The 5,994-nt window shown below is 62.3% G+C and carries 6 protein-coding genes; 2 read left to right on the top strand and 4 right to left on the bottom strand.

All coding sequences use genetic code 11. The annotated features are described in order from the left end of the window. Positions 1 to 158: 158 nt before the first annotated feature. Positions 159 to 947 (bottom strand): DUF1499 domain-containing protein, encoded by a 789-nt coding sequence (locus J0I79_RS02710; protein ID WP_292855190.1) that lies wholly within the window; start codon positions 945 to 947, stop codon positions 159 to 161. Between the two features lie 80 nt (positions 948 to 1,027). Continuing rightward, positions 1,028 to 2,656 carry a fatty-acid--CoA ligase gene (locus tag J0I79_RS02705; RefSeq protein WP_292855189.1) on the bottom strand — a complete coding sequence of 543 codons (1,629 nt, stop codon included), beginning with the start codon at positions 2,654 to 2,656 and terminating at the stop codon, positions 1,028 to 1,030. A 318-nt stretch (positions 2,657 to 2,974) separates the two neighbouring features. Here J0I79_RS02705 and J0I79_RS02700 point away from each other — a divergent pair, with 318 nt between their 5' ends. Further along, complete coding sequence (locus tag J0I79_RS02700; RefSeq protein WP_292855188.1) at positions 2,975 to 3,328, top strand: hypothetical protein; 354 nt, start codon at positions 2,975 to 2,977, stop codon at positions 3,326 to 3,328. A 143-nt stretch (positions 3,329 to 3,471) separates the two neighbouring features. Beyond that, a complete protein-coding gene (locus tag J0I79_RS02695) occupies positions 3,472 to 3,861 on the top strand; it encodes a DUF427 domain-containing protein (protein WP_292855187.1) in 390 nt (129 codons plus the stop codon). 135 nt (positions 3,862 to 3,996) lie between these two features. Here J0I79_RS02695 and J0I79_RS02690 read toward each other — a convergent pair whose 3' ends face one another. Together J0I79_RS02690 and J0I79_RS02685 are read right to left on the bottom strand one after the other, a co-directional pair. After that, positions 3,997 to 4,737, bottom strand: coding sequence for a polysaccharide deacetylase family protein (locus J0I79_RS02690; protein WP_292855186.1), 741 nt, complete (start codon positions 4,735 to 4,737; stop codon positions 3,997 to 3,999). A gap of 177 nt (positions 4,738 to 4,914) precedes the next feature. Next, positions 4,915 to 5,940, bottom strand: coding sequence for an NAD-dependent epimerase (locus J0I79_RS02685; protein ID WP_292855185.1), 1,026 nt, complete (start codon positions 5,938 to 5,940; stop codon positions 4,915 to 4,917). Between the last annotated feature and the right edge of the window lie 54 nt (positions 5,941 to 5,994).

The following is a 5,994-nucleotide window of genomic DNA, read 5'->3' as shown; positions in this document are numbered from 1 at the left end:
TGGGGAAGGGGTCATTCGGGATAACCTCTCCATCATTTATGTGAGCGTCAATCTTAACTTGATTCGGCCGAATCACGCGCTGCGCTACCCAAGATGGTCAAGCAGACGTCTCCAAGCCGCAAATTGCGCGCTACGCATACAAAAAGCGGGCGTCGCAACTATTCCGCCGGCGCCGCGCCGATCTGGCCGGCGACTTCCTGGTCCAGTTCCCCCAGGAAGTCGGTGATGCGCGCGGCATTGTCGCCAAGGTCGTGGCGTCCGTAACGCGAAGCCGAGCGCATGTCGACGATGACGCTGTCGCCATCATCGGCAATGCGGATCGCAACGTCCGAAGGAAGGCCGAGCACGAAACCCTTGGCGACAGCGGTGATGGTGACGTCGCTTTGCCCGGCTGCAAGATCGGGGTAGGGCTCCGAAAGGTCCCAGCCGCGCCGGTCGAGCACGGTTTCGACGGCGTTGACGATGGTCTCGAACGGCAAATCATAGCTGCGCGCATTGACCAGCGGATAGCTGTCGGTCTGCAGGCGCTGTTCGCCCGGCGTCGACGGTGACAGGACATTCATGTCCTTGGTCCGGTCGCTCACGTCGAGCGCGGGCGGATCGTCGAAATCGGTCGAGATGTCGCGCAGCGGTGGATAGATCGTCGCCCAATAGGCGGCAACGCCGTAGGGGGTAAGCACCAGCAGCGCCAGCAGGGCGCCGACTGTCAGATCGCGGCCACCCCGGTCGCCGAAGTTCCACAGCCTCGAAAAGGCCAATGCCGCAAACACCAAGGCCAGCGCAGCCAGCAACGCGACGATCGCCAGCACCCACAGGAACACCGGCGTTTCGACGAGATCGAAATGATGCCCGGCAAAGACGGTCAGCAAAAGCACGGCTGAAAATGCCGCGGTGCGCCGCGACCAGCCGGCGGCCTTCGACGTGTGCCGTTCGGGAATGCTAACCATCGTTCTCTGCGCTGCCCCAGCCCCGACGGAGGTTTAGTGCCTTTTCGCGGCGGCTTGAAGCCGAAAGACGAAACTTTCCATCAATCCGTCGGCAGGCGGTAGTCCTTGAACTGCTGACGCAAGGTGATCTTCTGGATCTTGCCGGTAGCGGTATGTGGGATCTCGCCGACGAAAGCCACATCGTCAGGCATCCACCACTTCGCCACCTTGCCGTTCATGAAGTCGAGAATATCGGCCCTGGTCGGCTCCTTGCCCGGCTTGGCGACGATGACCAGCAGGGGCCGCTCGCCCCATTTCGAATGCTGGACGCCGATGGCCGCCGCTTCCGCCACGTCGGGATGGCCAACGGCCAGGTTCTCGAGATCGATGGTCGAAATCCACTCGCCACCGGATTTGATGACGTCCTTGGCCCGGTCGGTGATCTGCATGTAGCCTCCGGCATCGATGTGAGCGACATCTCCGGTGTCGAACCAGCCGTCCTCGTCGAACTGCTCCGCGCCGGCGCCGCCATAATAGGCGCGCGCGACGGCCGGGCCTCTCACCTTGAGCCGGCCAAAGGTCTTGCCGTCCCAAGGCTGCGGGTTGTTCTCGTCATCGGTCACCTTCATTTCGACGCCGAAGGGCGCGTAGCCCTGCTTCTGCTTGACATCCAACCGGGCCTCGCCCTCGAGAGCGGCATATTCCGGCTTCAGCGTGCACAGCGTGCCGAGCGGCGACATTTCGGTCATGCCCCAGGCATGGATCACCTGGACATCGTAATTGTCCTGGAACTTGGTCATGATAGCGCGCGGGCAGGACGAGCCGCCGATGACGACCTTGTTCAGGTAAGGCAGCTTCCTGCCGGTTTCCTCCAGATATTGCAGCAGCATCATCCATACTGTCGGAACCGCGGCGCTGAAGGTCACCTTCTCGGTGTCGAGCAGTTCATAGATCGAGGCGCCATCCATCTTGCAGCCGGGCATGACCAGCTTGGCGCCGATCATCGGCGCGCTCTGGCCAAGGCCCCAGGCATTGGCGTGAAACATTGGCACCACGGGCAGGATGGTGTCGCGCGCCGACAGGCCCATTGCGTCGGGTATGGCGGCGATCATGGCGTGCAGCACGTTGGAGCGATGGCTGTAGACGACGCCCTTGGGATCGCCCGTCGTGCCCGATGTGTAGCACATGCCGGCGGCGGTACCCTCGTCGAAGCTCTTCCAGGCGAAATCGCCGTTGGCCTCGTCTAGCCAGTCCTCATAGGCCACGGCATTGGGCAGCGCCGTTTGCGGCATATGCGCCTTGTCTGTGAGCACGATCACCTTCTTCAGCGATATGACGGCCCCGGCGATCTTCTCCAGCAGGGGGATGAAGGTAAGGTCGACGAAGACGGCCTTGTCCTCGGCATGGTTCATGATCCAGACGATCTGCTCTGGAAACAGGCGCGGGTTGAGCGTGTGATAGATCGCGCCGACACCCATGATGCCGTACCAGGCCTCGATGTGGCGCGCGGTGTTCCACGCCAGCGTGGCGATGCGGTCGCCCAAACCGTAGCCGTCCCGCTCCAGCCGTTGCGCGACCTTGAGCGAACGGCGATGGATGTCGGCATAGGTGGTGCGCACGATCGGCCCCTCGACCGAACGCGATACGATCTCGCGCACGCCATGCTGCCGCTCGGCGTTGTCGATGAGCTTGTGGCACAGCAGCGGCCATTCCTGCATCAGCCCCAGCATCCCGTTCCTCCCTGCGCTTCTTGCGTCGTCGTTTGGTTCATTGTGAAGCGAACCGGCGGATTGTCCAGTCATCCGTTTTGCACGGCGGGCGCTGAGCCTGTTCGGGCTGGTCTTTGCAACCGGTTGAATCCGGCTGCATTTCTGACTTCGGGTGCGCAGAAGCTCTTGCCATTCGCGTGGCGGGAGGCTCAAATCCGTTACATCGCTGCAATCTCTGTTGATCGAGCCGGTCGCAAAAAGTGCCACAATCCGGCCATCGTCGGCGTTAAGGTTCGTTAATGGGCAAAGGGGTGCGATTGGCGACTGAAAGAGGTTCGCATGGACGCGCTCGACGATAAGGCCCTCGAGAGTACGCTTGCCGAAAGCCTGGCCGACCTGGTGCCGGACCAAAAGACCGTTTCCGAAGATGAGTTTGTCGAGGTTGTCGGCGGCGCGCTCGAAGCGGTCGGCGGCACGCTGCTGTTCAAGATGTGCGTCCAGAACGAAGGCGAGGGCCAGCATGTCGCGGCCGCATCCGTCGGCAACGGCGGCAATCGCCAGTTCCTGCTGCTCACCCTGCCGACCGGCGGCGGCTCGCTGAAAGTCGAGACCGTTTCGAGGAGCAGCAATCCGGTGGCGGGCATCGCTGCCGCCTATGCCGGGCTGATGGACGCGTTCAAGACCGCCGCCTGAAGCCCGGCAGCTGTTCGAAACCACCGGCAAACCGTTGGAGCGCTACGCCTTGGTGGAGTGCGCCTGTTTTCGTGATGCGAACGGGCCTTGCGCAACAGCCCTCTGAGCCACACCTTAAGGGGCCGAGGCAAGGAGGAACCAGCATGGACAAGATCGCCAATCCGGCGCCGGGCTTTCAGCGCAATCCCGACAAGATCATCACTGTCGAGCCCTATGTTGGGACTGTCACAGTGCGTGCCGGCGACACGGTCATCGCCTCATCCGCCAATGCGAAGGTGCTGACCGAGGCCCCTTATCCCGCGGCCTTCTACATTCCGTTCGCCGACATCGATTTCGACCGGCTGAGCGGTACCGAACATTCGACCCATTGCCCCTACAAGGGGGATGCCAGCTACTGGAGCGTGCTGCCGGCGGGCGAGGCGGGCAAGGATGCGATGTGGGCTTATCGGCATCCCTTCGACGAAATGGCCGAAATCCGCGACCATGGCGCGTTCTACGCCAGCAAGGTCAGCATAGAAGCCAAGCCGGGCTGAACGCTACGGCTCGAGGCCGCTAGACCAATTCCAGGAAAAGTGTGAAACGGTTTTCCGTCCGGAATTGCGTCAAAACAAAGAGTTAGAGCGGTTTGCCGTTTCCGTGAAACGGTGAATTGCTCGAGGCGCGCATCCTCAATCGGTGGTGCCGTGATTGCCGAAACCATCGACATCGTCGAGCCGCACAAAGGTCATGCCCTTGGCTTTCAGCGCCAGCAGACCCTGCACCACGCCCTCACCGGCGGCGTGGGTGGGTTGGTTGATGTGTGAGATAATGACGTCGCCGTCCTTCGCGGCGGCGATGCGCCTGGCCGTTTCCTTGGCGCCGAGCAGCGAGCCGCCATCGCCATTGATGGAGAAGCCGGCGATCTTGAAGCCGAGCTTGCGGATCATCGCTATCGCCGAAGGGCTGTACTCGGCGGTTGCGCCGCGAAACCATTTCGGCGCCGGCTCACCGGTCCGGGCAAGAGCCGCGGCGCCTGACTCGACCTCGGCCAGCACGGCTTCCGGGCTGCCGGCGCTGGGTATTCCATAGATTTTCTGCGGTGTGTCGACCGCCGGAACATGGCGCCCGCCATGATTCTCCAGTTCGAACAGCTCGGGATGCGCCTGCATGATCGCCACGGCCGCGGCATTCCGCTTCAGCCAGATACCGGTGACGAAGATGGTGGCGGGTATCTTGTTCTCCACCAAGGCCGAGAGAATGCGCGTGTCGGTCTTGCCGCCACAGGCGTCGAGCGTCAGGGCAACGTGGCCGGCTCCGTTCGCCGCGGGCTTGATGCGCAGCGTTGGTTCGACCAGCGGCGCGGCCTGGGCGCCTGATAACACCGCCAACGACATGGCGATCACACACAGATGTCTTTGCAGCGGACGCATCGAACTCAATTCCTGACAGACTGACTGAAGCCCGTATCCCAAAGGCCTGGAACAAGGCGGAAATCGGGACGACTGATAGCAGAAAAGTGCCTGGCACGGCAATTTGACCGCTCGCTTGGTGAACGAGCCATCCGAGCAACGGCCTTGCCAAGCCACGCACCGGCTATCGGTTTGGCGCTATCCCCGCCCGAAATATCCCTGGTACCACTCCACGAACCGACCGACGCCCTCGGATACGGAGGTGCGGGGGCGGTAACCGACCGCCGCTTCCAGCGCCGACAAGTCGGCGAAAGTGTCCGGCACATCGCCGGCCTGCAAAGGCAAGAGCTCGACGATGGCCTTGCGGCCAAGGGCGCCTTCCAGCGCCTCGACATAGGCGGTCAGTTTCACCGGGTTGTTGTTGCCGATGTTGAAGATACGCCAGGGTGCGCTGCTCGTTGCCGGATCCGGATGGCCGGAATCCCAGGCGGGGTTGGCCGCGGCCGGACTGTCGCTGGCCCGGATCACGCCCTCGGCGATATCCTCGACATAGGTGAAGTCGCGCGTGTGGTTGCCATTGTTGAACAGCTTGATCGGTTCGCCCGCCAGAATGCTTCTTGTGAACAGGAACAGCGCCATGTCGGGCCGCCCCCAGGGGCCATAGACGGTGAAGAACCGAAGTCCTGTCGTCGGCAGGCGGAACAGGTGGCTGTAACTGTGCGCCATCAGTTCATTGGCCCGCTTGGTGGCTGCGTAGAACTGCAGGGGGTGGTCGGCAGGGCGATGTTCGGAAAACGGCATGTCGGTGTTGGCGCCGTAGACACTCGATGTGCTGGCATAGGTCAAATGCGCCACGCGGCTGTTGCGGCAAGCCTCGAGCATGTTGGTGAAGGCGACGATATTGCTCTCGACATAGGCGTGCGGGTTTTCCAGGCTGTAGCGGACGCCCGCCTGGGCGGCGAGGTGGATCACCCGGTCAAAGGCGTGCTCGCCAAAACAGCCATCCACGACGCTTCTGTCGGCCAGGTTGCCGTGGATGAAATGATATCCCGCGTTGGTCCCGCGGCTTGCTTCGCCAAGCAGCCGCAGCCGCGCCTGCTTGATTTCGGGATCGTAGTAGTCGTTGATGCTGTCTATGCCGACAACCTCGTCACCCCGCTCCAGCAGCCGCCGGGCGACATGATAGCCGATGAAGCCGGCGCAGCCGGTAACCAGAACCTTCATTAAAAACGCCCGTCCGTAACATGCCTGGGAAACAGGCCCTTAATGTCGTAGACG

Source organism: Mesorhizobium sp. (assembly GCF_017306585.1).
Taxonomy (GTDB): domain Bacteria; phylum Pseudomonadota; class Alphaproteobacteria; order Rhizobiales; family Rhizobiaceae; genus Mesorhizobium.
The sequence above is the reverse complement of the archived record's forward strand: the minus strand, read 5'-3'. Positions and strand labels throughout refer to the sequence as shown.

Coding starts and splice junctions, on each gene's coding strand:
- J0I79_RS02700 (WP_292855188.1), top strand. CDS start 2,975: ATGGACGCGCTCGACGATAAGGCCCTCGAGAGTACGCTTGCCGAAAGC.
- J0I79_RS02695 (WP_292855187.1), top strand. CDS start 3,472: ATGGACAAGATCGCCAATCCGGCGCCGGGCTTTCAGCGCAATCCCGAC.
- J0I79_RS02685 (WP_292855185.1), bottom strand. CDS start 5,940: ATGAAGGTTCTGGTTACCGGCTGCGCCGGCTTCATCGGCTATCATGTC.
- J0I79_RS02710 (WP_292855190.1), bottom strand. CDS start 947: ATGGTTAGCATTCCCGAACGGCACACGTCGAAGGCCGCCGGCTGGTCG.
- J0I79_RS02690 (WP_292855186.1), bottom strand. CDS start 4,737: ATGCGTCCGCTGCAAAGACATCTGTGTGTGATCGCCATGTCGTTGGCG.
- J0I79_RS02705 (WP_292855189.1), bottom strand. CDS start 2,656: ATGCTGGGGCTGATGCAGGAATGGCCGCTGCTGTGCCACAAGCTCATC.